The sequence below is a fragment of the Pirellulales bacterium genome (genome assembly GCA_035533075.1).
GTDB lineage: Bacteria > Planctomycetota > Planctomycetia > Pirellulales > JAICIG01 > DASSFG01.
The window spans coordinates 39316-60547 of the sequence record DATLUO010000081.1 but is presented as its reverse complement, the minus strand read 5'-3'; the positions used below and the strand labels follow the sequence as shown (position 1 = coordinate 60547).

The 21232-nt window shown below is 62.8% G+C and carries 23 protein-coding genes; 11 read left to right on the top strand and 12 right to left on the bottom strand.

Features of this window, described 5'->3' with window-relative positions; genetic code table 11:
- Positions 1-123 precede the first annotated feature (123 nt).
- Genes VNH11_10850 through VNH11_10835 form a run of 4 tightly spaced genes read right to left on the bottom strand, consistent with a single transcriptional unit; the run spans position 124 to position 1985 of the window.
- Positions 124-501: a type II toxin-antitoxin system PemK/MazF family toxin gene (locus VNH11_10850; GenBank protein HVA46853.1), complete on the bottom strand. Its 378-nt coding sequence runs from the start codon at positions 499-501 to the stop codon at positions 124-126.
- Positions 502-503: 2 nt separating this feature from the next.
- A complete protein-coding gene (locus tag VNH11_10845) occupies positions 504-758 on the bottom strand; it encodes a hypothetical protein (GenBank protein ID HVA46852.1) in 255 nt (84 codons plus the stop codon).
- A gap of 44 nt (positions 759-802) precedes the next feature.
- Entirely contained in the window at positions 803-1591 is a 789-nt protein-coding gene (locus tag VNH11_10840) for a class I SAM-dependent methyltransferase (GenBank protein HVA46851.1), read from the bottom strand.
- Between the two features lie 28 nt (positions 1592-1619).
- Positions 1620-1985 carry a response regulator gene (locus VNH11_10835; protein HVA46850.1) on the bottom strand — a complete coding sequence of 122 codons (366 nt, stop codon included), beginning with the start codon at positions 1983-1985 and terminating at the stop codon, positions 1620-1622.
- Positions 1986-2128: 143 nt separating this feature from the next.
- Between VNH11_10835 and VNH11_10830 the strand changes: the two genes are divergently transcribed.
- The 5 genes from VNH11_10830 to VNH11_10810 all read left to right on the top strand — a co-directional run bounded on the left by VNH11_10830 (position 2129) and on the right by VNH11_10810 (position 9277).
- On the top strand, positions 2129-2365 hold the full coding sequence (locus VNH11_10830) for a hypothetical protein (protein HVA46849.1): 237 nt from the start codon (positions 2129-2131) through the stop codon (positions 2363-2365).
- A gap of 130 nt (positions 2366-2495) precedes the next feature.
- A complete protein-coding gene (locus VNH11_10825; protein HVA46848.1) occupies positions 2496-2882 on the top strand; it encodes a BlaI/MecI/CopY family transcriptional regulator in 387 nt (128 codons plus the stop codon).
- Positions 2879-5836 carry a carboxypeptidase regulatory-like domain-containing protein gene (locus tag VNH11_10820; GenBank protein HVA46847.1) on the top strand — a complete coding sequence of 986 codons (2958 nt, stop codon included), beginning with the start codon at positions 2879-2881 and terminating at the stop codon, positions 5834-5836. The genes VNH11_10825 and VNH11_10820 overlap by 4 nt, the downstream gene beginning before the upstream one ends.
- Before the next feature lie 126 nt (positions 5837-5962).
- Entirely contained in the window at positions 5963-7819 is a 1857-nt protein-coding gene (locus tag VNH11_10815; protein HVA46846.1) for a redoxin domain-containing protein, read from the top strand.
- A gap of 156 nt (positions 7820-7975) precedes the next feature.
- Positions 7976-9277, top strand: a complete 1302-nt coding sequence (locus VNH11_10810; GenBank protein ID HVA46845.1) for a TlpA disulfide reductase family protein — start codon at positions 7976-7978, stop codon at positions 9275-9277.
- 94 nt (positions 9278-9371) lie between these two features.
- Here VNH11_10810 and VNH11_10805 read toward each other — a convergent pair whose 3' ends face one another.
- From VNH11_10805 to VNH11_10795, 3 genes are all read right to left on the bottom strand, one after another.
- Entirely contained in the window at positions 9372-9665 is a 294-nt protein-coding gene (locus VNH11_10805) for a hypothetical protein (GenBank protein ID HVA46844.1), read from the bottom strand.
- 220 nt (positions 9666-9885) lie between these two features.
- A complete protein-coding gene (locus VNH11_10800; protein ID HVA46843.1) occupies positions 9886-10026 on the bottom strand; it encodes a hypothetical protein in 141 nt (46 codons plus the stop codon).
- A gap of 91 nt (positions 10027-10117) precedes the next feature.
- Entirely contained in the window at positions 10118-11182 is a 1065-nt protein-coding gene (locus VNH11_10795; protein HVA46842.1) for a hypothetical protein, read from the bottom strand.
- A gap of 711 nt (positions 11183-11893) precedes the next feature.
- On the opposite strand from VNH11_10795, the gene VNH11_10790 reads away from it, so the two are divergent.
- Complete coding sequence (locus VNH11_10790) at positions 11894-12226, top strand: hypothetical protein (protein ID HVA46841.1); 333 nt, start codon at positions 11894-11896, stop codon at positions 12224-12226.
- Positions 12227-12531: 305 nt separating this feature from the next.
- Positions 12532-13794 (top strand): molybdopterin-dependent oxidoreductase, encoded by a 1263-nt coding sequence (locus tag VNH11_10785; GenBank protein ID HVA46840.1) that lies wholly within the window; start codon positions 12532-12534, stop codon positions 13792-13794.
- A gap of 3 nt (positions 13795-13797) precedes the next feature.
- On the opposite strand, the gene ggt is transcribed toward VNH11_10785, so the two are convergent.
- The 3 genes from ggt to VNH11_10770 form a co-directional block, all read right to left on the bottom strand.
- Complete coding sequence (gene ggt, locus VNH11_10780) at positions 13798-15513, bottom strand: gamma-glutamyltransferase (GenBank protein ID HVA46839.1); 1716 nt, start codon at positions 15511-15513, stop codon at positions 13798-13800.
- Between the two features lie 423 nt (positions 15514-15936).
- Positions 15937-16158 (bottom strand): DUF433 domain-containing protein, encoded by a 222-nt coding sequence (locus tag VNH11_10775; GenBank protein ID HVA46838.1) that lies wholly within the window; start codon positions 16156-16158, stop codon positions 15937-15939.
- A 271-nt stretch (positions 16159-16429) separates the two neighbouring features.
- The gene (locus VNH11_10770) at positions 16430-17392 is read right to left on the bottom strand and encodes a DUF1559 domain-containing protein (GenBank protein ID HVA46837.1); all 963 of its coding nucleotides are present in this window, start codon (positions 17390-17392) and stop codon (positions 16430-16432) included.
- Positions 17393-17659: 267 nt separating this feature from the next.
- On the opposite strand from VNH11_10770, the gene VNH11_10765 reads away from it, so the two are divergent.
- Entirely contained in the window at positions 17660-17839 is a 180-nt protein-coding gene (locus VNH11_10765) for a hemin uptake protein HemP (GenBank protein ID HVA46836.1), read from the top strand.
- 24 nt (positions 17840-17863) lie between these two features.
- Here VNH11_10765 and VNH11_10760 read toward each other — a convergent pair whose 3' ends face one another.
- On the bottom strand, positions 17864-18547 hold the full coding sequence (locus tag VNH11_10760) for a zinc metallopeptidase (protein HVA46835.1): 684 nt from the start codon (positions 18545-18547) through the stop codon (positions 17864-17866).
- Between the two features lie 253 nt (positions 18548-18800).
- On the opposite strand from VNH11_10760, the gene VNH11_10755 reads away from it, so the two are divergent.
- Both VNH11_10755 and VNH11_10750 read left to right on the top strand, forming a co-directional pair.
- Positions 18801-19181: a DUF983 domain-containing protein gene (locus VNH11_10755; protein HVA46834.1), complete on the top strand. Its 381-nt coding sequence runs from the start codon at positions 18801-18803 to the stop codon at positions 19179-19181.
- A gap of 78 nt (positions 19182-19259) precedes the next feature.
- The gene (locus tag VNH11_10750) at positions 19260-19502 is read left to right on the top strand and encodes an addiction module protein (protein HVA46833.1); all 243 of its coding nucleotides are present in this window, start codon (positions 19260-19262) and stop codon (positions 19500-19502) included.
- Between the two features lie 29 nt (positions 19503-19531).
- Here the strand turns inward: VNH11_10750 and VNH11_10745 are convergent, their stop codons facing one another.
- Positions 19532-20344: an AAA family ATPase gene (locus VNH11_10745; protein ID HVA46832.1), complete on the bottom strand. Its 813-nt coding sequence runs from the start codon at positions 20342-20344 to the stop codon at positions 19532-19534.
- Between the two features lie 111 nt (positions 20345-20455).
- On the opposite strand from VNH11_10745, the gene VNH11_10740 reads away from it, so the two are divergent.
- Positions 20456-21184, top strand: a complete 729-nt coding sequence (locus VNH11_10740) for a 16S rRNA (uracil(1498)-N(3))-methyltransferase (protein ID HVA46831.1) — start codon at positions 20456-20458, stop codon at positions 21182-21184.
- Positions 21185-21232: the final 48 nt, after the last annotated feature.

Below are 21232 nucleotides of genomic sequence, written 5' to 3'. Positions count from 1 at the left end.
ATTAGCTGGCCTTGCTCGATTGCACTGGGCGGCAGATCCGCTCGGATAAGCGCCGCGATTCCTGAGGACTTGCGGCCGATTCTCCAACGACTGGCGATCAACGCCGAGACTTGGGGAAAGCGATTAAATGCCAAGCGAAACCTTGAGGCAACCGTCGACCTGCTGCATGACTGCCCGCGGCAGGCGGCCGATGACGCGCTTGACGAATCGCTGATGCAGCGTGATCAGGTGTTCGCACTTGATGGCGGAGGTGTGTAGAAGCCCGGCCTGTTTGCCATCGGGGGCCGTGATGTCGATCAAAAGCAGGGTCGGTTCCAGCGAGGCGCGGCGCGTCGTGCTGGTGATGAGCGCGAGAATGACGTCCTGGAGGCGGCGATTGTTGAGGTCGTTTTGCACGACAAGTGCCGGCCGCACTTTCACCCCGCTGCGATCACTGTAGGGCAGTTCCGCCAGAACGTAGGGCAGTTCCGCCAGAACAATGTCACCACGGGAGAGAGACATCGTTAGCCGCGCAGATCATCGTAACGGTCGTAGTCATCCATCGACGCATCGCCCCAGCCGGCACGCATCGCGGCCTCCATCTGCGCCGGATACGTGTGGCTCAGATCGTCGTCCTGCTCCAAAAGCGCCCTGATCCGCTCGTACTGCTCAGCGGCCAGAAGCACGTAGGCTTTCTTCGTGCGCGGATCGACGAGCCGCGGCGGTGCGTCCGCCTGACTATCGAGGGCCTGCTGCAATTCGCGACTCAGCTCAGTCATGCCGGCATTCTATCACACCTCTTTCGCGGCGGCAAGCAACTGCATCACGCACGATGCGGCTTGATGGCACGCGTGGCCATGAAGCTGTCGATGTAGCGCGACAGCGGATCGCCGTCGGTCTCGGCGTAATGATCCTCGTAGACGCTGGTGAGCAAAAAACCCGCATCGAGCTGCCCGCCGATTTGGTCGTTCAGCGTATGGCCGAATTCGAGTGGCGCACCTGGGTCGACGACGATCCGCCGCAGCTCGGCGCCGTCCAGATCGCGAAGATCGGAGTAGGGAATCCGGTGGCAAACCGCCAAATTACCGTTCTGGATTTCGTCCGCGTTGAAGAGGTAGCGAACGGGATTCACGAAGCCGGCCAGCAGCACGCCGCCGCGTTGAAGCACGCGAAAGCACTCGCGCCAAACTGGCCGGACTGCCGGCACGAAGCAATTCGAGCAGGGATGCACGATCAGCTCGAATGTTTCATCCGCAAACACCGACAGGTCAAGCATGTCGCCCTCGACGGTTTCGATCGCGAGGCCCTCGCCCTTGGCGACAAACCGGTCCTGTTCAAGCTGCCGCGGCGAGTTGTCGAACACGGTCACGACGGCACCGGCTGCGGCGAGCAACGGCCCCTGTTGTCCGCCGCCGGAGGCCAGGCACAGCGCTGGCGTCCCTTGCAGAAGCGGGAACCAGGCCATCGGCACCGGCTTCGTCGGCGTCAGGAGAATGCGAAACTGCCCGTGGCGGGCCTGCTCGATGGCCTCGCTGCTGACCGGCACTGTCCACCGGTCGTGTTCTTCGGCCTTTTTGTTCCACGCGGCACGGTTGTGAGAACGAGAATCCATGAGAAACTGCGAATCGGTTCCGGCACCTTCACGATTGCGATGGTCGCTGCTTCAATATCTCCGTCAGTTGCTGGAAGTAGTTGGGCTTCGTGAGATGATGGTCGATGCCGGCGGCTCTCGACCGAAGGAAATCTTTCTCGGTTTGATACCCGGAGATCGCGATCAAGACTACCTGCTTGTCGGCTAACGCATCGCGAAGCAAGGGGGCGAGTTGCCAGCCATCCATTCCGGGCAGCCCGATATCGAGCAGGATGGCATCGGGCTCAAACTCCGGGGCATCCAGCAAGGCGCTGCACGCGTTGTGGCACACGCGCACTTCGTGCCCTTCCAACGCCAGCCGCTTTTCAAGAACGAGAGCACAATCCACTTGATCTTCAATGACCAACAGCCGCATCGCGTTTTTCTCCTCCCAAAAAAAAGAAGCGGCCCGGTAGATCGGATATCATGCCTCGCCGCCTCGCTGGAGCGAATCCTTGTGAACCGTTTCTACTTCCGCTCCGGCGGCCGTGCAAGGGATGGCCGGGCAGGCGAACCAGAATGAAAACGACGAATGAGCGGTCTTCTGAAAGCTCGGCAGACGTCCGCTTGCCCGGCGCCTTGATCGGCGCCGGCGGCTACGGACAACCGATCCTCAGCGGCATTCGCTTGGACGACGTCGGCCTGATTCTGGATGGCGCCGTGCCGGCCGCCCTGCTGGCGATCGTCACGCAGGGTTTGTTCGAGGCGGCCGAGCGCTGGCTGGTCCCCAAAGGACTGCGCCTGCAGCGGAGCTGAACGAGGGGCCCTGCGTCCCAAGAATCGCCATCGTTGAACCCTGCGTTTCCCCACAGGGGACCGGCGCTTGACAGCGATCATCACGTGCAGTATTCTCTGCACATTGGCCTCTCGACGCGGTTAAACTGCCATGCCTCGATTTACGCCCGGCGAACTGAACGTAATGCGACTGCTGTGGGAGCATGGCGAGATGAAGCCGAGTGAAATCCATCGGCTCTATCCGGAGCCGATCAAGAACCCCGCGCTGCGGTCGTACCTGACCATCTTGTGCGAGAAGGGACACGTCCGACGGCAAAAGGTCGGCAAGGCGTTTTATTATCAGGCCGTCACGCGCCGGCAATCGGCCCTGCGCAAAACGCTGCGCGAGCTGATCGACACCTATTGTGCCGGTTCGACGCAGGCGCTGCTGCTCAATCTCATCCGTAGCGAAAAGCTGAGCGAAGAACATCTCATCGAGCTGAAACGTCTCGCCGACGAACAACTCTTACGGCGCTCCGCGCCAAAGGAACGACGATGAACGCGACGCTGGTGCTGCTAAGCAAGGTGACTGTCGTGCTGGCAATGGCCTGGATATTTCATGCCATCCTGGCCCGCTCGAATCCACGTTGGCGCGTGCTCGTTTGGCGGATGACGGCGCTGGCAATGCTCGCCGTGGCGGCATTGTCGCTCGCTCCGCCGCTGGTGAATCTCCGCCTGTTGCGGCCGCGACAGGCGATGGAAAATACCAGTGCCATCGAATCCACACACCTTGACGCCGGCGAAACAATGCGCGACGTTTCATTCACGGCGGCCCGCACCACGCCGCCTCCGGCGAGCGAAGGCGCCGCGGCCCGGCAGGCGCCGGCCATCGCCCAGGAAGGGACGAGTGCAGATCACGGCCCCCCCGGCCAACCGCCGTCTTCAGACGACGCTTGCGACGCGACGGGCGAACGCGCTGAAACAACGGCCGCCCACCTGGCGCCGCGGACCTTGTCGCTGGCTGCTCTGGCGCTCACTTGCTGGTCCATCGGCGCACTGGTCGGTATTCTCTGGACGGCGGTCGGAATTGTCCGCCTGCGCCTTATCAGGACCGACTCGTTCGCCGTGCCCGGCTGGGTGGCCGGTGAAGCGACCGTTGCGGCCGCCCGGTTGCAACTGCGGCGTGCCTTTCGGATCGTACAGACCAAGCGCCTCGCAACGCCGTGCCTGATCGGTGTTTGGCGACCGCTCGTTTTGCTGCCTTCGTGCCAATGCGAGGCGGCGCGACGCGAGGAACTGGGCGCGATTCTGGCGCATGAGCTCGCTCACCTGAAGGGGAATGATCCCGCGTTCAATCTGCTGCTGCACGCGCTGTCGATCGCGCTCTGGTTTCACCCGCTCATCTGGTTGGCGCGGCGGGCACATGTCGATGCTTGCGACTACGTCTGCGACGCGTTGGCCGCCGGCTGCATCAAAGACGCCGATTTCTATGTTTGCATCTTGGCGCGCCTCGCGTTGCGCCTTGCGGAGCAGCCCAAAGTGGTCGGCCTGGCGATGGCGCGCAGCTCTCGCGTCCTGCACCGCATCGAGGCGATGCGGCGGCAAACCGGAATCATAAGTTTGCCTAAATGGCGAGTGGCCGCGGCGGTTGCCGTGGTCGCCGCCGCCAGCTTGCTGTGGGGCGGCCTCACCATCAGCGAAACGATCGCCGAACCGCCCACCGCCGCGCGGCAGTCGCCCGACAAGGCGACGGCGAGCAAAACCGAGAACAACCACGCCGCCAAGGAGACCGAGCCGAACGCGCCGGACAAGACGAATCAAACGACGTTGATTCAAGCGGTCAGCGCCGACACGGACGAGCCACTGGCCGGCGCGGGCCTGCGGTTCGGCGGCCGAATCGGCGGGCAGAACTTCAATCAATTCGTGACGACCGACCGCGATGGCCAAGCGCGGCTGACCTGGCCGGCCAAGGAAGAGATCAATCACCTCTGGATGACGGCCGCCAAGGCTGGCTTCGTTTCGATTCATCACGTCTGGCGCGGCGAGCAGCAGAAGATCGAAATGCCGGCGCGCATCGACCTGCGTTTCGATGAAGGCACACAAATCGGTGGCATGGTCGAGGACGAAAAAGGCCGGCCGATCGCGGGCGCCTCGCTCGATGTCTCCATGCCCGTCACTTGGCCGAAGCTGGCGAATTACATGTTCACGGCGGCCACGCTCAACACGGATGCCGACGGCCATTGGACTTGGGATGATGCGCCAGCCGACATCGGCGCGGTCGGCATTCGCGTTGAGCATGCGGATTATTTGTCGGGCTACTCGACAGCCAATCGAGGCCTAAGCAATGTGGCTGTGCTCAAGCAGGGCCTGCAAGTGGCAGGGCAAGTGGTCGATCGAGATGGCAAGGCCGTTGCAGGGGCTCAGGCGCGGCTGGGCTTCAGCCGCTTCGGCACGAACGAGCCCGAAGCAACGACGGACGCTCAGGGGCGGTTCGTCTTGAAGAACTGCAAGCCGGGCAGATCGCTGGTCACGGTGCAGGGCGAAGGCTTTTCACCCACGTTCCAGGAGCTGGCCCTCAGCGAAGAGACCAAAGATTTGCGATTTGAGTTGCAACCGGGCCACACGCTGAGCGTTCAGGTCACGGACGTAAACGGCAAGGCCCTCAACGAGGTATGGGTGGTCAGCGATACCTGGCGCGGCTATCGCACGCTGAAGCTGAGCGCGCGGACTGACGCTCAGGGAAAGGCCGTGTTTCGCTCAGCGCCGGACGACGCCGTTTTGTTCGACCTGCTCAAGAGCGGCTATATGTCGGCGCGGCGAACGCCGCTGGCGGCTTCGGCCGAAACGCACAAGGTCACGCTTTACCCGGAGCTGACGATCGGCGGCCGAGTGACCGATGCCGTCTCGCATCAGCCCGTCAAGAAGTTCCGCCTGCGTCACGGCTGGCGGTCCGCGAACCGAGACGACGTGTCGTGGTCGCGCGACGAACCGACGCTGTTTGAAAAGGGCGAGTACGACATCAAGTTCGACGAGCCGATGGAAGGCCATGTGTTGCAAGTGGTCGCCGACGGCTATTTGCCGGCCACCTCCCGTGTTTTCCGCTCGACGGAAGGAAAGCAAAGCTTCGACCTCGAGTTGAAACCGGGCAACGGGCCGACCGGCGTCGTACTGCTCGCCGATGGTTCACCGGCAGCGGGTGCCGAGGTGGGATTGGCGACGCAACAGAATCGTGCTGTTCTGAAGTCGGGAAACTTCGACCGGCATCAAAACCAGGCCGACGTCGTCAAAACTGGCGCCGACGGTCGCTTCGCGTTTCCGCCTCAGGGCGACGAGCCGTTCCTGCTGGTGATTGTTCACGACGAAGGCTATGCCGAGCGGCTCCATAGCGAATTCAAACCCGACGCCCCGATCGTGCTCGAACCGTGGGGCCGCATCGAGGGGCTCGTCGCGATGGGGAGAAAGCTCGCTCCGGAATGCGAAGTGGCGTTTGTTCGCGAACGCGCGCATCCCTAACTGGTGTACGGTTTCCAAGATTACCAACTCAAGAGTGACAAAAATGGTCGATTCACCATCGACCGTGTCATTCCCGGCAAGGGTTCGGTGTGCAGAGTCGTCGTCACCAGTTATCTTGGTAGTTCAATGCGGTGGTACGCCTGGCAGGCGCCCGTCGATATCCGCCCAGGACGGATTACGAAGATCATGATCGGCGGCAGGGGCAGGACCGTCGTCGGTTCCGTAATGCTTACCGATAAGAACAAGCTCGGGATTGATTGGGAAACGAATAATCCCGTCGCAATAATCGCTTGGGACGCGAGCAAGCGCGCCTATGCCTGGCCCTCCGCGAGGTATCTGTCAAAACTGGACGAAAATGGCCACTTTGAAATAACCGATGTGCCGGCCGGCGCCTATAAGCTAAGGGTTCCCATCGCCAACCCGCCCTCACCGAGTGCCTACGGCGTCGGCACGGAGATCGGCCGCGCCGAACTCGAATTCACCGTGCCCGAGGTGCCCGGCGGACGAAGCGACGAACCGCTCGACCTGGGCCAGATCGAGGCCGTGCTGTTCGATACGCTCGACGCGGGCGAGCTGGCGCCCGATTTTGTAGTCGAGCAGCTTTCGGGCGGGTCGTTGCGCCTGAGCAAACTGCGCGGCAAGCTGGTGCTCCTCGATTTTTGGGCCACCTGGTGCGCTCCGTGCCTGGCTGAGATTCCCGCCTTCGAAAAACTGTACGACGAGTTCGGCGGTGATCCGCGGTTTGCGCTCATTAGCCTGTCCTGCGACAACACGCCTGATGTGGCGAAGCGCTACGTCGATGAAAAGCGGCTTCCCTGGCGGCAGGGTTTCGCTGGGGGCACCAATGGCCACGTGGCGACCGCTTACACGGTGCGCAGCTTGCCCGGCACGTTTTTGATCGCCCCCGACGGCCGCGTACTGGCCAGGAACCTGCGCGGCGAGGAGCTGCGCAAGGCCGTGGCCGCCGCCTTGGCCGACGACAAGCTGTTCGACAACGCCGGGCGGCCGTTCGCCCGCTTCCCAATCACGCGCTTCGAGCCGACGGGCGCCGCGAAACCGCTGCCCGAAAAGCCCGCAGTCGTGCTGCTGGACGACGCCGATCCGGATTACGATAACACGAAACCGCACCACGACGCTTTGCGGCTGCTCTCGAGCAGCGGCGACGAGCTTTGGTCGGCGACGGGCTTCAACTGCTGCAAGACGGTCGGTGGAGTAAATGGGGTCGCCGTCGACCGGCAGCGAGAGCGCATTTATGTCCGAGAGAATGTCGCCAACCGGATCGTGGCGTTCGCTATCGACGGGCAAAAACTCTGGCAAATTGAGCAGGTCGAGGCCGATGCGCTGGCGGTCGACGCCAAGACCGGCAATCTTTGGACGAGCGGCGGGCAGCGGCTCAACGACGGCGAGACCCTCGTCTCCGACCCTGAGGGGAACGAAGTTGCCGCCTATCCTTTCCTCGCCATCGACCTGGCCTACGATCCTCACGACGACGCCTTTTGGCTGGCCGGCTATGAAACCATCAAGCTCAGCCGCGAAGGGAAAGTGTTGTTTCGCCAGCGGGTCGACGGCTGGTGCTGCGCCTCGCTGTCGGTGAACCCGAACGACGGCAGCGTCTGGCTGACCGAGCGCTCTCATCCCGACATTCCTCGCAGCAAGAACCGCGTCTGGCTGCTGAACGCCGACGGCGGCGTTCGACATAAGACGGAATTAGGCGAGTTCGAGGTGTTCAGCGTCGCTTGCGTGCCGAAGATGGGCGGCGCCTGGGTTGCGGGGCGGCGCGACGGCGTGCGATTTATTTCGGCCGCGGGCGAGGTGGGCGAGCCGGTGCCGATGACGGCCTACAAAGTCGCCGTCAGTCCCACGACCGGCGCCGTTTGGGTCTCGTGCGATTCAGAAGTCTTGCAGCTCGCTCCCTCGGGCAAGGTACTTCTGCGCGTTCCATTCACGCAAGCCTCGCAGCAAAGCTGGATCGAGGCGTTTTGAAAGTCAACCGGGCATGTTTTCCGGCTGGCTGGTGCTTACGCGGGCTATGCTAACCGAGGGGTCCCACAAGCACCCATCCCCTTGCTTTTCTCGGATGCGCCCGGTAGATCTGCAATGTGCCCCGTCTCCGCCTCGCTCTCATTCATGGAGATTCCAATGCGGCCGTGCAAAAGCACCTTCATGCTTTGCCTCCTAGGAGCCGGTTTTCTTTTCGCCGGTGTCTTGCACGCCAGTGCCGCCGAGGAGCCCGGCAACCAAGTCAAACGCCATCTCGAGGAGTTGGAGCAAGTCTATCAGAAGTTCGAGAACGACTCGCGGGAGGACCTGAAGACGCACAAGGAAAGGACCGATTCCTTTCTCGCCAGGCTGACCGATGCCGAGTTTTTAGCTTGCATCCGCGACGATCAGCGACGGCAGCCGCAAAACATGATGGCCGCTGAATTCCTGGCCCTTGCCGAACGCGAGCCCGATCCCCGCGTGGCAGTACCGGCCTTGTGCCATGCCTTGGGCAATTCCAGCGATCCGGAATCGCCCGCCTGGCAAGTCCAGGAGCGCGCCCTCGAACTGGCCCTCCGCAGGCATATCGAGGACCGAGAGCTCGACCAGGCACTTGTCAAGGTGCATTGGGTGGTTCCAGCGGCGAAGGCCGAAGCCTTGCTGCGCGCCGCTCTTGACAAGAGCCCGCACCGCGAAGTGCGGGCCGCGGCCTGCTACTATCTGGCATGCTATCTGTACGAGCGGTCGAAACTGGCGGACCGGATTCGCAGCACCGAGACCGAAGACGATGCGACATGGCGCCGCTTCTGGTTGCTCGTGACGATTCCCTATATGAAGTCGATGACTTCGGAGCCGCCGGAGAGATACGTGGGCGAGGCCCAGCAACTGCTCAAGCGCTTGACGGCGGAATTCGCCGACGTGAGCTACCCCGAGTATCAGCTCGCGGCCGGTTCGCGGATTCGCTTGACGAGCGCGCCGTCGCCCGACAAGACCTACGCCAAAGCGGCCGAAGGGATGCTGTTTGCCATCGAGCATTTGCAAGTCGGTTGCCAAGCACCCGAAATCGAAGGCAAGGATGCCGGCGGAGTCGTGTTCCGGCTGAGCGACTATCGCGGCAAGGTCGTCTGCTTGACGTTCTCGGCGAACTGGTGCGGCGCTTGCGTTGCGGCGTATCCCGCCGAGCGCGAGTCGGTAGAAAAGTGGCGCAACGAACCGTTCGTCCTGTTGAGCGTCAGCGGCGACGAGAAGGTCGACACTCTGCGCGAGGCGGTCCGCCGCGGCGAAATCACCTGGCACTGTTGGTGGGACGGCGGCCGCGACGGCGCCATCTGCACTCGTTGGCATGTCGACGCCTGGCCGACAATTTATCTGCTCGACGCGAAAGGGGTCATTCGCTACAAGGAACACGGCGGGGATCTTACGCCGATCATCGAGGGCTTGATTCGCGAAGCCAAGAGGTGACTGGCAAAGGCCGCCTCGTGACACTTAGACCTGGCGGACCCGAAGTAAGCCGGCCAATTGCAGATGTCGCTGTCTACCGACGCCGCCGAGACGCTCAACGCGCGCGAGAGCCGTTGGTCCGTGGGCCGGGGAAGCCGTAGTTGTCCGTGCGATTGAAATTGAAACCAGACGACCGGTTGCGATAGCGGAAATTGATCCAACTGTAGTCGTTGCCGATGTAATCGCCGTAGGCGCTGTACCAGCCGTAGCCCATCCGCCCGTAGCCCCTCTGCCAGACGCCGTCGGGGCTGATGCGATTGGCAGTACCGTAGGTTCGCCAGTCGCCATGGGCGCTGTCCGCCGCCCCGAGAGCAAGGACCACGATCGAAGCCAGCAAGAGCCAACGCATCGCCATCTCCCTCCGACGTCAAGGTCATGGAACGTGGCAGCCGACGAGCACAAACTCGCGCGCCACGAAAACGTCGCTCACGATTCGCCACCTGACAAGTCTTGCGATACGTGACGATGTCGTTTTTACCAGCCCTGGCCCCTTTAATCCGATTCTTGAGGCTGACCGTTCCACGCTATATTAGCCCCACCAGTGCGCCGCTGCGTCTCGGCCGCCGCCATCAGAGAGACAACAGGGCGATCAGCGGCACGCTCCAAAACATGTGGTGGGTTTGAAAGACGAGCGGCGCGTTCTTGTTGAACTCGACCGCGGTCAGCTCCCAGCCGAGGCGCAAGTGTAGCGTGACGGCTTCCGCAGCCACGGTGACAATCGCCGACCAGGCGACGGCCCAGCGGCACCAGCACGCGCGAGCAAATGTGTCGACGCCATGATTAGGGCGATCAGTTCATCGGCTAATTCGATTGTGCCAGCCGACTCTGCAGAGCCATCTTCGCCGCTTTGAAAGCGTCCGCGTGTTCCGCATCCAAGTGTTGCGACTTAATCGCCTTGAGCGCTTGCTGAACCTCGTCCTTGTCAAGGCACGCTGCAAGTTGGAGCAGCGCGTCGGCGGCGTAGTTTCTCCAAATCGAAACACCCGAACCCACGTCGTGCCAAAAGAGCCGGTCGGACACTCCGCCGATAACTAGCTGAGCCACGTTGCGGCGCTGCGCGGCCGGCAACCGCGACGCTAACGCTGCCATGCTGACCACCGCCTGCAAATCGAGCGCGTGGCCGGCCAATCCGGTCTCCAGGAACCGATACGCCCGCATCGCCTGGCCATCGTCGTTAATGAATCTACAGTTGTACAACAGGGCTTGCAAAGCCTGATGCTGAAATCGCTGTCTTGGTGTGCCGGGGGCGTTCACCTTGTGCTGCCATTCGCCCCATGTCCATCGGTCGGACCGTAGCCAATCCGCGGCGATTTGAAGTAATTGATCGACAGCCTTTTTCTGTCGCGTATCATCCAGTCGTCCCATCAAGTCGCTCAACAGATGCACGCCCCTTCGGCGGCGCTCGAAATCATCAGACTCAAGGCTGGCCACGGCCTTGTCACAGGAGGTGGCAATCTGGTCCCGGCTCAGAACGTCGGTATGTCTGGCGAGCGAGCCCATCGCCCGAAAGGCGAATTCGTTGAGGTCAGGATCGGCGGCGTCGGCGGCGCCGAGCAATCGCGGAAAGCGCCGCGCAACGTATGCCGGAGTCAGACACAGTCGCGCCACCCTACCCGTGTCCGCGGACTCGGAATCGCCCTCAGCGTGAATCAGAGCTTGGGCGAATTTTTCCAACGCCAAGCACGCCCACCGTCGCTCTTCGGCAGTGCTGCCGTTCAGCGCCATTTCGACGAGGGCGAAATCGTCCTCCTTCAAATCGTCGCACACGCCGGCGCCCAACTCACGCAGTCTTGCGAATAATTGCTGCCGGCGAACATGCTCGACGTACCAACCCAGCACCAGGCCAACGACCAGCATCGCCGCCAACAGCGATCTCAGGCTGAATTGCAGCCGCGGGCGGCGCGAAAAGCGATTGCTTGCAATACGGTCGCAAAGGCCCATGTTCTTTCGCTCTCGGGCGTGAGTTCGATACCGCCCATCCTACGTGCTTTGCGCGCCGCAGGCAAAAGCGCGCCCATCGTTGCCGCACGTCGGCCTTGGTGCAGGCAGGTCCAAACCGGTATGTTCGTGCGTTCGCTGGTGCGCCTCCAGCACTGGACCGCGAAACGGCTTGCCCACCGCTGGCGATTCTACGCATGGGACCTTTTGGCCAGGACGAAGTGATCCGCAACCCACCTCGATCCGACACGCGGATGCGGCTCAACTTGCGGCGGACGATGCCACCTCCGCGCGTTCTCGCCGTCGAGTCGACTCGTAGTTATACACTACAGCCGGCTAATTCAAGGTGCCTGCCTCCGCGGCGAACCGCCGCTCGACAACGGCGCGATCGACGACTACGATGATGCCGAGAACGACCGCGGCCCGTGGCACCGTAATTCCGCGGGTCGTGCAAGCGAGAATGACATGGGGACGGGCCAACGGCCCTGGAAGCGGACCGCGGCCGCCAACTGATTTTCCGCGATTCAACGTCCCTGCGTGCGGCCTCGGCAGCTTCGCCTTATCGTTAGACGGAACGAGATGCTCATTGTTCTCCTCGATGAACCCGGTCTTTTCGTGTTCGAGTCGCCAGCCGACGCCGTGCGCGAAATCGAGCCCATCGACGCTGAGTCCGAGATTCGTGCCGCCATTGATGATTCGGCCGTTCCATACACGGTGGAGTGGGTGCGCCCCAATCGGCACCGGGAACAAGCCGTCAAGACGAACGACTCGGCCGCCGCGCGGTTCTTGCTCGGTTTTCAGTACGCGTACCTCGGACATCCAAAGGAGGCGGTCCGCGAACTGGACAAAGCGATCGCGCTGAACGCAAAGGATAAAACCGCCGAGGAGCTGCGCTCACTGATGGCCGCCAAGCTGAATCCAGCCGATGCGGCAGTGATTGGCTCGAAAGAGACTCCGGAGGTGAAGCGTTGACGAACCATGATCGCCGCAACGGCTAAAGCCGGTTCGCCAAGCCCGGCGTCGCGGCGGCGGAAGGCGGGGAAAAGGGTAAAGGTTATTGGAGCTTCGCTGCTGGCGTTCAATCATCGGTGCGGCGAGGAAAGGTGTTGGTGTTGCGAGCGGGTGAAAGCGCCGCCCGGCAACTCGTCGCTACGGCCGTCACCAGTCGACCGTGACGGGCTGGGAAGCCCATCCTCCCAGAGACGCTCGCATTCCGCCGCTCGGCGATGTAGAACAGTTTCGTATCCCGGCGATCACGCCCCATTGAGGTTCGCGCCATGCTCGGCCACGATCTTGCCCGACAACATCTCCAGCTCACGCGACGTTACTTCCTCGGCCTCGGCGCCGCGGGTGCTGCGGCGCTCGCCAGTTCGCGGTCATTCGCCGGCGCAACGGAAGGCGGCGATCCGCTACGTGCCGCGGCGGCAGCTCTGCAAGACAAATACCTCACGCCGGACGCGAAGTTCGGAACCGTCGAGCGCGGCAATCCGCTGCCTTACACGTTGCCGCCCGACAAGCTCCGCGAGGCGGGCCTGGTGCGAGAAACATGGCAACTCGAAGTCTTCGCCGATCCGGATAGCAACTCGCAGATCGAGCGGCCGCTGTCCAAAGCGCAAGGTACGGCCCTCGATTTTGACGGCCTGATGAAACTGGCCGAGAAGCATGCCGTACGGATTCTGAAGCTTATGACCTGCAACAACGGCAACTCGCCGCTGGGCATGGGACTGTGGGAAGGTGTGCCGCTGCGAGAAGTGATCTGGCTCACAGGACCGAAGGAAAACATCCGCCACGTTTCTTACTACGGCCACCACAATGAAGACCCCAAGCAGATGTTCCAGTGCTGGCTGCCCGTCAATCGCGTGCTGGAAGACCCACCCGAAGGTCTGCCGGTGCTGTTGTGCTACAAGCTGAACGGCGAATGGCTGTCGGGCAAACGCGGCGGTCCGGTGCGGATGTTGGTGCCGGAAAGCTACGGCTTCAAGTCGGTCAAATGGATCCAGCGGGTGCTCTTGACCAACAACCATCAGTCCAACGACACCTACGCCGATGGAAACAACGACACGAACAATAGCTGGCTGAAGACGCTGGCCCGCTTCGCCGACATCGAGATCAAGGGCCGCGCCGGGCAACCGATCGCGATCACGGGCATCGCTCAAGTGGGCATTTCGGGCCTGGCTAAAGTGCAATACTGGCTCCAGCCCAAGGACGGGCCATTGCCGCCCGACGATCCGTATCTGGCGACGGCGCCCTGGCAGGGCGCCGACATCTTGCCGCCGCCCGATCGCTGGCCGAACCTGCCCGACGGCAAGCTGCCGGATGGCATGGTGCAGTTCGATCCGCTGACCGGGCGTCCGCGGCAATGGCCACTGCGATATACGATCGCGCATTGGGCCGTGCTGGCTCCCGCGCTCGCGCCCGGCAAGTATGACGTGCGTTGCCGGACCATCGACGTGGCCGGCCATGCCCAGCCGCTGCCGCGCCCGTTTGCCAAATCGGGGCGGAACACGATCCAGCGGGTGACGCTGAACGTTGAAGCGTGAAGCTTAGTAGCCCGCCGCGCAGCCGTCTTTGCGCGACTCGCTGCCGCCGGCCAGCGTCCCGTGCTCCCAGTCGATGAGAATGCCCTGGTAACCGCCGTAGCCGCCGCGGGCCCGCGAGACGCGATGGCCCTTCTCGCGTAACGCCGCGACCGTCGCGTCGCTGATGCCTGACTCGACGAACACGCTGCCGCCCGCCGGGTCGCCGCTCACGCCGGTCGGCGCGGCGCTGCCCGAATGCCGCACGCGCGGGGCGTCGCCGGCCGCCTGCACGTTCATCTTGAAGTCGATGAGATTCACCAGCACCTGCACGTGGCCCTGCGGCTGCATGTCGCCGCCCATCACGCCGAACACCAACCAGGGCCGGCCGCCCTTGGTGACCAGGGCGGGAATGATCGTGTGGAAAGGTCGCTTGTGCGGCTCGTAGCGGTTGAGATGCTCCTCGTCGAGGGCGAACAGCGTGCCGCGGTTCTGCAACGCGAAGCCCAGGTCGCCCGGCACCATCTGCGAACCAAAGCCATAGTAGTTGCTCTGGATGTACGAGCAGCAGTTGCGGTCGTTGTCGACCACCGCCAGATAGATCGTGTCGCCGTGGATCAGGCGCGGGTCGCCCGCGGGCACGTCGGTGGCCGCACGGGCGAGGTCGATGCGGCCCCGCTGCCGCTGGGCGTAGGGCTTGGAGATCAGCTCGGCCAACGGCAGCCGGGCGAAGGCCGGGTCGGTATAGAATCGTGCCCGATCGGCAAAGGCCAGCTTCTTGGCTTCGATCAACAGGTGCAGATAGTCGGCGCTGGCCGGCCCCATCGACGCCAGGTTGTAACCTTCCAGCAGATTGAGCATTTCCAGCACGGCGATGCCCTGGCCGTTGGGCGGCAGCTCCCAGATATCATAACCGCGGTAATGCGTCGACACGGGATCGACCCATTCGTTGCGATGATCGTCGAAATCCTGGCGCGAGAAGTAGCCGCCTTGACTTCGACTGAAGGCCACGACTTGCTCGGCGATCGGTCCGCGATAGAAGGCATCGGCCCCGCCCGTCGCGATGGCGCGATAGGTGGCGGCCAGGCGCGGATTGCGGAACAATTCGCCCACGGCCGGGGCGCGGCCCTCGACCAGAAATGTCTTGGCGGCATCGGGCCGACGCGCCAGGCTCTTTGCAGACGACTTCCAATCGGCGGCGATGATCTCGCTGACCGCGAAGCCGCGCTCCGCGTAAACGATAGCCGGTCCGAGCAATTCAGCCAGTGGACGGCTGCCGAAACGTGCCAGCAGATCGTTCCAGCCCGACACGCAGCCGGGCACCGACCACGAGAGCGGTCCTTCGTCGGGAATCTGCTCCAGCCCCTGTTTGGTAAACACGTCGCGCGTGAGTTGGTAGGGACTGCGGCCGCTGGCGTTGAGGCCGTAGAGTTTTTTCGTCTTGTTGTCCCAATAGATGACGAACAGGTCGCCGCCGATGCCGCAACTCATGGGCTCGACGACGCCCATGACGGCCCCGGCGGCGACGGCGGCATCCGCCGCATTGCCGCCCCGCTTGAGCACGTCGAGTCCGGCCTGGGCGGCCAGCGGCTGGCTGGTGGCCACAATGCCATGTTCTGCCACGATCATCGAGCGGCCCTGCTGGGGATCGCCTGTGGGACGGTCGAAGCCTTTGGAATCGGACGCGAGACTCATAACGGCGGCCAGCCAAAATAATCGGCGAACGAGTTGCTGGTGCTTCATGGTTCGATCAGCAAATGAGCGAAATCCCGCTTGTGTGTATCACTCTACACGGCCATTTAGAGAAACGCCACATTCACGTTCCGGTGATCGTCCCGATCCAGGCGGTCAAGGCCGCGGCTGAGGCAAGGCGAGTTGAGTGTACGTACCCAGGTGCCGCGGAAACTACCGCGGACGCGATCTCCGCCGTCATGGTCCTCAGGATCGGGAGTCGATTCGTAGGAAGTTCGACGATCGCCAGCGACCGTCCCCTCAAGTTCTGCTGATACCGCAGATTCTTGTCAGCCGTGAGGAACACGTCGAAATTGCCCTCCGTGTTCGCGAGGAGCGCACCGTTTGTTGTCCCAGCGAGCCCAAGTTCCGCGACCGTTTTGACCTGATGGGCGGGGTTCGAAGATACGCAGCAAAGGGCGAGGCACGTTCTCGTCAAAGGCGATCCGCATTGCATTCACCCCGGACAAGACGGAGGAATTCCTCCGCATCTTCGCGCTCAACCGAGGGAAACATTTCCAAGAATTCGTCGACCGTGTACCCGTCGTCGAGGTAGTCGAGCAGCGTCTGCGCCGGAACGCGGCTGGCGCGAAAGACAAGTGTGCCGCCCATGACCGCCGGGTCGGACCGCACTGGACTGCGATTCAAGGTTAACATGTCTATGACCTTACCGCACCGCCCAGCGCGAGTCAATCGCCGCGGCAAGCGGGTGGTGTCTTAATAGTGAGTTGGCCGTAGCAATAGCCGTAGTTGGCCGTAGCAATAGCCGTAGGGTGGGACCAGCGAGCTTGCGAGCGCCGGCCCACCACGATTGCCGAAAATGGTGGGCCGGCGCTCGCAAGCTCGCTCGCTCCCACCCTACATCTCGTGACCAACGCACTGTTAAGACACTACCGGCAAGCTCGGCAGTCGGTGCGCGGCCGGCTCGTCACTTCAGAAAGTCGCCGGGAACGGTCAGCCCGTCCGTGCGGGTCCCCAGCCGTTGAAAGATCAAATCCTCGCCGGTGTATCCGTTCGGGCCGTCCATACTGATGCTTTGGATGAAGTGGACCGAGCCGTCCGCGAAGACGAAGTTCGAGCCGGCCGGGTGCATGCTCGAAAAATCATCCATGCCCGCGCTGCCGTCGCCGTCGATCTCGGCGTTGTTCAGGTGGGCGTGCGACAGCACGAGTGCCGCCGCGGGATAATACATGCCCGGCACTTCGGGCTGGCAGTTGTTGAGCTTGCCCCGCACCAGCACGCCTCGATTCATCGCCCCGGCCCAGATGGTCGATTGTTTGGCCCACGCTTTTTCGCCGACCAGGATGGTAAAGGTCGTCCCGTCGACGATCTCGGCGAACCGCATTCCACTGTTGCGGTAGAAGATTCCATTGCCAGTCGGAGCGAACACGTCCGACTCATCGCTGCCCACGCAAGCGGCATAGCTGGAGGGCGCCGCCGGGCCCACGACGTTTCCATTCGCGTCCGGCACGGCATACGGCGATTGCGGCGGAGGCGGCAAGTCCGAGGGGCAGATATACGGCGCGATCCAAGTCTGGGCCGCTCGGGCATTGGCGGGGTTTTCAATGGCGAGGTTGAAATTGACGGCCTCATACAGCGCGCGCTGGTCCATGTAGGGCAGCAGGAACGCCTGCCAGCCCCAGCCCGGAGTCGTGTCCGTTGCTCCGTCGACGTACGCGCCGGCGGCGCAGTAGCCGGGCGGCAAGTGACACGTCGCATCATGGTAATTCTGGCAAGCGATGCCGATCTGCTTCAGATTGTTGACGCACTGCGTGCGCCGCGCGCTTTCGCGCGCGGCCTGCACGGCAGGCAACAACAGAGCCACCAAGATGCCGACAATGGCGATAACCACCAACAATTCCACCAGCGTGAACGCAGAGCGACGGCGCATAACAACCTCCAAGGAATTCGGGTGCCACAAAAGGAACGAGCGTGGCTGGCGGGCGGGGGCCTGATGGCCGGGCTGGCGGGCTCGCGGGTGAGAGAGCCGAAGCCTCTAATTGAGACTTCGTATCAACAACGAATCCAAGTATAGCCGAGCCGGTTCGTCCGTCAAGAGCGTGCCGCAGAAATTATTGACACCGAGTCTCAATAAGCCTAAGATCGACGTGAATCCAACCTTATCGACGACTGCTTTTCAGTGTCACACGACCCGCCGATGCCGAACAAGTGCCCGCCACCAGAGCAGATCGCCGCGCCGCAAATGGGCGGCCGCGGAGTGCGCACGCTTCGATCCGCTGACCTTTTGCAAGGCCAAGTGGAGGTGTTGATCGAGCACGGACCCAACACCTATCGTCTGCGACTTACGCGGAGCGGTAAGCTCATCTTGCAGAAGTAGGGGGAATGGCCGAAATCGGCACCGTCAGTCTCGCTGGTTGCCCGTAAACCGCATGATGTAGTACAGCAGGATCAACAGGCTTTGAAGCGTGGCGGCGACGTAGGTCCATGCGGCCGCATTCAACACGCGACGCACGTAGACCAGGCCGTCCTGGTTGATGATGCCGAGCGAAACGAGCTCGTCTTTGGCCCGTGCGCTGGCGTCGAACTCCACGGGCAGGTTCACGACCTGGAAGAACACCACGCAGCCGAACAGCAGGATTCCCGTCCAAATCAGCATGGAAAAATGAAGCAGGAAGCCGGCGATGAGCAGGATGTAGCTGATGCCGCTGCCAAAGTTCGCGGCGGGCACGGCCAGATTGCGAACGACCAGCGGAGCGTAGTTCAGGGCGTGCTGCAAAGCATGCCCCGCTTCGTGGGCGGCGATGCCGACGGCCGCCATCGATCGGTTGCCGTAGACCCCGCTGCTCAACCGTAGCACTTTGTCGTGCGGATCATAGTGGTCGCTCAATTCGCCCGCGACCGGCTCGATCTCGACATTATACAGCCCGGCGGAGTCGAGGACGCGCCTCGCCGCTTCGGCGCCGCTCATGGGCGCAGGCACCTGCTGGGCTTCGGCGTAGGCCGAGCGGACGCGAAACTGCGCCCAGACCGCCAACAACAAAGCGGGAGCGATATAGAGGAAATAGACGGGATCGAAAAAGTACATCGGCAGTGGACCTCGGTTCTAGGTTGGGCGAATGCGCATCCGGCCTGCTTGGTTATTCGCTCGCAGCCGGCATCGCTTTGCCTACTATTCTACGTTGATTGAGGAATTCGGTTTCATGCGACCGGTGGCGGACGAACCGATCTTCTTAGCAGGCAATGGTTTCGGTTTCCAGTCGAATTGGGGACGAACCTCGTCTTCAGCGGAAAAAATCGGCGACATTGCTCGCTTGGCCCGCAACGGTCATGCTAAAGAGATGCCTGCCGCACATGACGATTCGACGAAGGTGCGACTGCCGTTCTGGCGCACGTTGTTTCGCTGCTGCCGGCTGCGCTGCCCGCGTTGCGGACGTTCACGGCTGTTCGACGGTTGGTTCTCGATGCGGCCGCGGTGTGACGAATGCGGCCTGGACTTTAAGCAGGAACCGGGCTTTTACCTCGGCTCGATCTACTTCAACTATGGCCTGACGGCGCTGATCGTGACCGTCGTCTATTTCACGCTCTTTTTCGCCACGACACTCAGCGATCGCAGCCTGCTCGCCGGGCTGCTGGTGTTTGTCGTCGTCTTCCCCCTCTGGTTCTTCCGTTACGCTCGCGGCTTGTGGCTGGGGTTCGACCAGTATTGCGACCCAGACTAAGCGGTCGCGTGATCTCGATTCCAGCGATTTTCGCCGCTGTACTCATGAGGTGCATCTGGTTTTTACGGAGCATCATTGATGGACATGCAAGCCGTTTACTCGGAAGTCAACACCCGGCCTGTCGAAGATCGTTTACGTCTCATCGACAGCATCTGGGACGGCCTGATCGAGCAGGGACACGAGCCGTCGATTGACGACGAGATGAAAGCGGAGCTTGATCGCCGTTGCGACGAGCTTGACCGCAACCCTGATGACGTTGTTCCATGGGAAACTGTCGAAGCGCGGCACCGCGATCCGTCGCTCTGGAAGGCGCGAACGTAGGATCCTGGTGCCCGACGCATCGCGGCGGGCTACACAGGCACCGCCGTCTCCATTACGCCCAGCTCGTCGTAAACCGTTTCGACGGTGTGCGCATCGACCAGCGAAAGCTGGCTGCCCGCGGCGGCCAGCAGGCTGAGTTCGGCCAGTCGGGCAATGCGGCCCACGATGCCTTCCGACAACTCGTGAATGCGCATCACGGCGTCTTCGGCAAAGGCCGACTGCGGCCGCCCCGCTTGGGCCAGGCAGTGTGTCAGGTAGTTGTGCGTGTCGGTCAGGTCCCAGGCCGCCAGGTCGATCCGCAGCTCGACCAAACCCAACAGCCGCCGGCCCAACTCGCTGAAGCGGTCGGTTTGCGCGGCCAGCACGACGGTCAACCGGCTCTCGGCGGTCGGCTCGCAATGCGCCAGCCGCAACACCTGGTCGAGCACGTCGCTCGTTGCCCGGTGGGCGTCGTCCAACAGGGCGATGACCGGAACCTGCTGCCAGCGTCCCTCGGCGAGCCGATCGGAAATGGCCCGCCAGATTTCGAGCTGGCCCATCCGCACGTCGAGGTCGAGACCCCAGCCGCTGGCGAGCGACCAGAGCGTTTCACGCGCGTCGCGCGCCACCAGATTGACCACGGCGACCGTCGCACCGACGCCCCGCCATTGCTGTGCGGCCACGTCCAGCACCAGCGATTTGCCGCTGGCCGGCGCCCCCAACAGCAGGCCGAGGCGGTGATTTGCCTCGACCAGGTAATGCAGGCGGGCCAGAGCCTCGTCGTGGACCGGGCTGGAGACGTAGTTTTCCAGGCCCCCTTGGCGAAAAGGCGGCGTGCGCAAACCCCAATAGACTTCGTACATCGGGCCTTTCTCCGTCGCTCCTCGGCGGGTGCGCGGCACGATCGGCCGGTTCCGCACCTTCATCACCATCGGTAAAATACGGCCGGAGTCTTGAGCCTGTGCGGAGATTCGATGTCCGAGCGTTACTTCGTTGCCGAACCGGTCCACGGCGGCCAGACGCGCCTGGTGGAGGAAGAGGCGCGCCACCTGGCGCACGTCATGCGGGCACGCACGGGCGATGAAGTCGTGGTGTTCGACGGCAGCGGGGCCGAATGGCAGGCGCGGGTGGCGGGCATCGGCCGTCGCCAAGTCGAACTGGATCTACTTGAGCGGCGCGAAGTCGATCGCGAGCTGCCTCTCCGGATCACGCTGGCCGTGGCGTTGCCCAAGGGCGACCGTCAGCGGTGGCTGGTCGAGAAGGCCGTCGAGCTGGGCGTACACCGGCTGCAACCGCTCGTGACCGAGCGCGGCGTCGCGCAACCGATCGACAAAGCACTCGTTCGGCTGCGTCGGACCGTCATTGAAGCATCGAAACAATGCGGCCGCAACCGGCTGATGGAAATCGCTTCGCCGGTCGATTGCCTCGATTGCATCACCGCGGCGTCCGAGGGCGATGCGGTCCGCGCGATGGCCGACCCGAGCGGCAGGCAATCGGTCGGATCCTTCTTGGCGGGCCTCAAGTTATCGGCCGCGACGGCGTTGACATGGCTCATCGGTCCCGAGGGAGGATTCAGCGAGCACGAGCTGGATGTCGCGCAACGGCACGGTTGGCCGTTCGTCAGTCTTGGCCGCCGCATCCTGCGCGTCGAGACAGCAGCCGTTTATCTGGCCGCCGTATCGGCTGAGTTGTGCATAGAGTGAGTGACGCGTAGCCCGCTTGCTCCGCAAGCGGGACGGCGCGAGCCTGCC

Bases quoted from the DNA above. Each gene is read 5' to 3' on its own strand.
- ggt (HVA46839.1), bottom strand. From the start codon at position 15,513: ATGAAGCACCAGCAACTCGTTCGCCGATTATTTTGGCTGGCCGCCGTT.
- VNH11_10830 (HVA46849.1), top strand. From the start codon at position 2,129: ATGAAAACGACGAATGAGCGGTCTTCTGAAAGCTCGGCAGACGTCCGC.
- VNH11_10765 (HVA46836.1), top strand. From the start codon at position 17,660: ATGCCGAACAAGTGCCCGCCACCAGAGCAGATCGCCGCGCCGCAAATG.
- VNH11_10785 (HVA46840.1), top strand. From the start codon at position 12,532: ATGCTCGGCCACGATCTTGCCCGACAACATCTCCAGCTCACGCGACGT.
- VNH11_10845 (HVA46852.1), bottom strand. From the start codon at position 758: ATGACTGAGCTGAGTCGCGAATTGCAGCAGGCCCTCGATAGTCAGGCG.
- VNH11_10820 (HVA46847.1), top strand. From the start codon at position 2,879: ATGAACGCGACGCTGGTGCTGCTAAGCAAGGTGACTGTCGTGCTGGCA.
- VNH11_10835 (HVA46850.1), bottom strand. From the start codon at position 1,985: ATGCGGCTGTTGGTCATTGAAGATCAAGTGGATTGTGCTCTCGTTCTT.
- VNH11_10815 (HVA46846.1), top strand. From the start codon at position 5,963: ATGCGGTGGTACGCCTGGCAGGCGCCCGTCGATATCCGCCCAGGACGG.
- VNH11_10770 (HVA46837.1), bottom strand. From the start codon at position 17,392: ATGCGCCGTCGCTCTGCGTTCACGCTGGTGGAATTGTTGGTGGTTATC.
- VNH11_10745 (HVA46832.1), bottom strand. From the start codon at position 20,344: ATGTACGAAGTCTATTGGGGTTTGCGCACGCCGCCTTTTCGCCAAGGG.
- VNH11_10805 (HVA46844.1), bottom strand. From the start codon at position 9,665: ATGCGTTGGCTCTTGCTGGCTTCGATCGTGGTCCTTGCTCTCGGGGCG.
- VNH11_10760 (HVA46835.1), bottom strand. From the start codon at position 18,547: ATGTACTTTTTCGATCCCGTCTATTTCCTCTATATCGCTCCCGCTTTG.
- VNH11_10840 (HVA46851.1), bottom strand. From the start codon at position 1,591: ATGGATTCTCGTTCTCACAACCGTGCCGCGTGGAACAAAAAGGCCGAA.
- VNH11_10740 (HVA46831.1), top strand. From the start codon at position 20,456: ATGTCCGAGCGTTACTTCGTTGCCGAACCGGTCCACGGCGGCCAGACG.
- VNH11_10850 (HVA46853.1), bottom strand. From the start codon at position 501: ATGTCTCTCTCCCGTGGTGACATTGTTCTGGCGGAACTGCCCTACGTT.
- VNH11_10775 (HVA46838.1), bottom strand. From the start codon at position 16,158: ATGTTAACCTTGAATCGCAGTCCAGTGCGGTCCGACCCGGCGGTCATG.
- VNH11_10755 (HVA46834.1), top strand. From the start codon at position 18,801: ATGCCTGCCGCACATGACGATTCGACGAAGGTGCGACTGCCGTTCTGG.
- VNH11_10825 (HVA46848.1), top strand. From the start codon at position 2,496: ATGCCTCGATTTACGCCCGGCGAACTGAACGTAATGCGACTGCTGTGG.
- VNH11_10810 (HVA46845.1), top strand. From the start codon at position 7,976: ATGCGGCCGTGCAAAAGCACCTTCATGCTTTGCCTCCTAGGAGCCGGT.
- VNH11_10750 (HVA46833.1), top strand. From the start codon at position 19,260: ATGGACATGCAAGCCGTTTACTCGGAAGTCAACACCCGGCCTGTCGAA.